Source organism: Mesorhizobium sp. M7A.F.Ca.CA.003.01.2.1 (genome assembly GCF_003998945.1).
Taxonomy (GTDB): Bacteria; Pseudomonadota; Alphaproteobacteria; order Rhizobiales; family Rhizobiaceae; genus Mesorhizobium; species Mesorhizobium ciceri.
In genome coordinates this window covers 1-3030 of sequence record NZ_RZRA01000715.1, presented here as the reverse complement: position 1 = coordinate 3030, position 3030 = coordinate 1, and the positions used below count along the sequence as shown (strand labels likewise).

Annotated in this window: 2 protein-coding genes; both read left to right on the top strand. The window is 64.1% G+C overall.

The features are described from left to right. The first annotated feature begins 115 nt into the window (after window positions 1–115). A complete protein-coding gene (gene glgX, locus EN969_RS24235; protein ID WP_013532696.1) occupies window positions 116–2131 on the top strand; it encodes a glycogen debranching protein GlgX in 2016 nt (671 codons plus the stop codon). Continuing rightward, a partial coding sequence (locus EN969_RS24230; protein ID WP_245467482.1) for an alpha-amylase family glycosyl hydrolase occupies window positions 2118–3030 on the top strand: 913 nt, incomplete at its 3' end. The genes glgX and EN969_RS24230, both read left to right, overlap by 14 nt.

Sequence of the window (3030 nt, the reverse complement as noted above, 5' to 3'; positions counted from 1 at the left end):
GGCGCAAACCGATGTCCAGATCACTAACGCCGCGTTCCTTTCAACACCCCTCATCCGTCTCGGCGCTGCGCGCCGATCCACCTTCTCCCGCGAGGGGAGAAGGTGAGGCGCGGGCATGACCCAGCTCGGCGCCACAGTCACCCGCGAAGGCATCCGCTTTGCCGCCTGGTCGCAGGCCGCCCGTCGGCTTTGGGTCTCGATCTTCGACGAGCAGGGCATGCGGGAAATCGAACGGCTCGAACTGCAGCGGGAAGGCGAGGGCGTCCACGCGCTGTTCGTTGCAGGTCTTGGCTCCGGAACCCGCTACGGTTTCCGCGCCGACGGGGACTATGCGCCGGAGCATGGACTGTGGTTCGACCCCGACAAATTGCTGACCGATCCCTACGCCGTCGAGATTGACAGGCCTTATGCCTATGACTGGCGGCTGGCCGATCGCCGGGGCGAGGGGGGCGATACCGCGTCGCTGATGCCGAAGGCGATCGCGGCTGCGCTACCGAAGCCTGTGCAGGCTGCGCCGCCGCTCTTCCGCGCCGGCGGCCTGGTCTACGAAATTCCGGTGCGCGCCTTCACCATGCTGCATTCGGACGTTCCCGAAAAATTGCGCGGAACAGTCGCCGCACTTGCTCAACCGGCGATCGTCGAGCACCTGAAAAAACTCGGCGTTGGCGCGGTCGAATTGATCCCGGTGACCGCGTCGATCGACGAACGGCATCTGCCGCCGCTCGGGCTGCGCAACGCCTGGGGCTACAATCCCGTGACGTTCATGGCCCTCGATCCGCGCCTTGCGCCGGGCGGCATCATGGAACTGCGAAACACGGTCGCTGTGCTGCGCCAGGCTGGTATCGGCGTCATCCTCGACCTCGTCTTCAACCACACCGGCGAGAGCGACAGGCTTGGTCCCACGCTGTCGCTGCGCGGCTTCGACAACCAGGCCTACTACCGGCACACACCTGATGGCAGGCTGGCCAACGACACCGGTACCGGCAACACAGTCGCTTGCGACCATCCTGTGGTCCAGGAGATGGTCCTCGACACGCTTCGCCATTTCGTCAGGGATGCCGGTGTCGATGGCTTCCGCTTCGACCTCGCTCCCATTCTGGGGCGGGTCGAGGGCACATTCGATGCCGAGGCGCCGCTGCTGAGAGCGATGCGCGATGACGCACTGCTGGCCGATCGCGTGTTGATCGCCGAGCCGTGGGACATCGGCCCCGACGGCTATCAGCTCGGCAATTTTCCAGCGCCCTTCCTCGAATGGAACGACAAGTATCGCGACGATGTAAGACGGTTCTGGCGTGGCGACGCCGGCATGGTCGGCGCCCTGGCGACCCGGCTCGCCGGTTCGTCAGATGTGTTTGCCGCGAACGGGCAAGGCGCCAGCCGCAGTGTCAATTTCATCGCCGCCCATGACGGCATGACGCTCGCCGACATCGTGCGCTACGAGCGCAAGCACAACGAAGCCAATGGCGAGCAGAACCGCGACGGCCACAATGAAAACCTGTCCTGGAACAACGGCGTGGAAGGTGATGCGGACAACCCGGCCGTGGCAGCGGCTCGCCAGAACGACCAGCGCGCTCTGCTCGCCGCGCTGTTTGCCTCGCGCGGCACCATCATGCTGACCGCGGGCGACGAATTCGGCCGCACCCAGCAAGGCAACAACAACGCCTATGCCCAGGACAACGAGATCACCTGGCTCGACTGGGCCGGCCGCGACCAGGCGCTGGAGCGCTACACGGCGGAACTCTCGAGGCTGCGCCGATCGATGCCGGCGCTTTCCGACACAAGCTTCCTCACTGGCCAGCCGCCGGCAGGTTCGGAGATACCGGACGTCGCATGGCTTGCTGAGACGGGCGCGCCGCTCGATGAACAGAGCTGGCAGGATCCGCAGCGGCACCGTCTTGTCATGGTCCTGAGTGGCGCCAGCGATGACGACCGCCGTCTTGCGGTGCTTGTCAACGGCGATCGCCGGGCCTGCATGTTCACCTTGCCTGAACGAGACGGATTCTTCTGGGCCCCAGCTATCGAAGCGCCGGATGCGGCGGATATCTCGCGGCCAATATCCGGGCGGACGATGATCTTCATGATCGAACGAGCGCAGGCCGGCACAAGGGAGAAGCGCAATGGCGGCGAGTGACAAGAAGGGATGGTGGCGCGGTTGCGCCATCTACCAGATCTATCCGCGCTCCTTCCAGGACACGACCGGCGATGGCAGCGGCGATCTCGCCGGTATCACATCGAGGCTCGCCCATGTCGCCTCGCTCGGTGTCGGCGCCATCTGGCTGTCGCCTTTCTTCAAGTCGCCGATGGCCGATATGGGCTACGACGTGTCGGACTACTGCGATGTCGATCCGATGTTCGGCACGCTCGAGGATTTCGATGCGCTGGTCGCCGAGGCGCATCGTCTCGGCCTGAAGATCATCATCGACCAGGTGCTGTCGCATTCATCCGACAAGCACGACTGGTTTGTCGAAAGCCGCGCCAGCCGCGATAACCCCAAAGCCGACTGGTATGTCTGGGCCGATACCAAGCCAGATGGCAGCGCGCCAAACAACTGGCTCTCCGTCTTCGGTGGCCCGGCCTGGGAATGGGATTCTACCCGCCGGCAGTATTACATGCACAATTTCCTCCCCTCGCAGCCCGATCTGAATTTCCACAATCCGGAGGTTCAGGACGCGCTTCTGGAAACTGTGCGCTTCTGGCTGGAGCGCGGCGTCGACGGTTTTCGGCTCGATACGGTCAATTACTATGTCCACGACCGCTGGTTGCGCAGCAATCCACCCTTGGCATCAAGCGTCGCCGGCACCAACAGCGAGACCAACACCTACCTTTACCAGGAGCACCTGTTCGACAAGACGCAGCCGGAAAACCTGGCGTTCCTGCGCCGCTTCAGGGCGCTGCTCGACGAATATGACGACCGCGCCGCCGTCGGCGAGATCGGCGATGAAGGCCGCTCGCTGCAGACGCTCGCGGCCTACACTTCAGGCGGCGACAAGCTGCATATGTGTTACACCTTCGACCTGCTCGGTCCGCAGT

Coding starts and splice junctions, on each gene's coding strand:
- glgX (WP_013532696.1), top strand. CDS start 116: ATGACCCAGCTCGGCGCCACAGTCACCCGCGAAGGCATCCGCTTTGCC.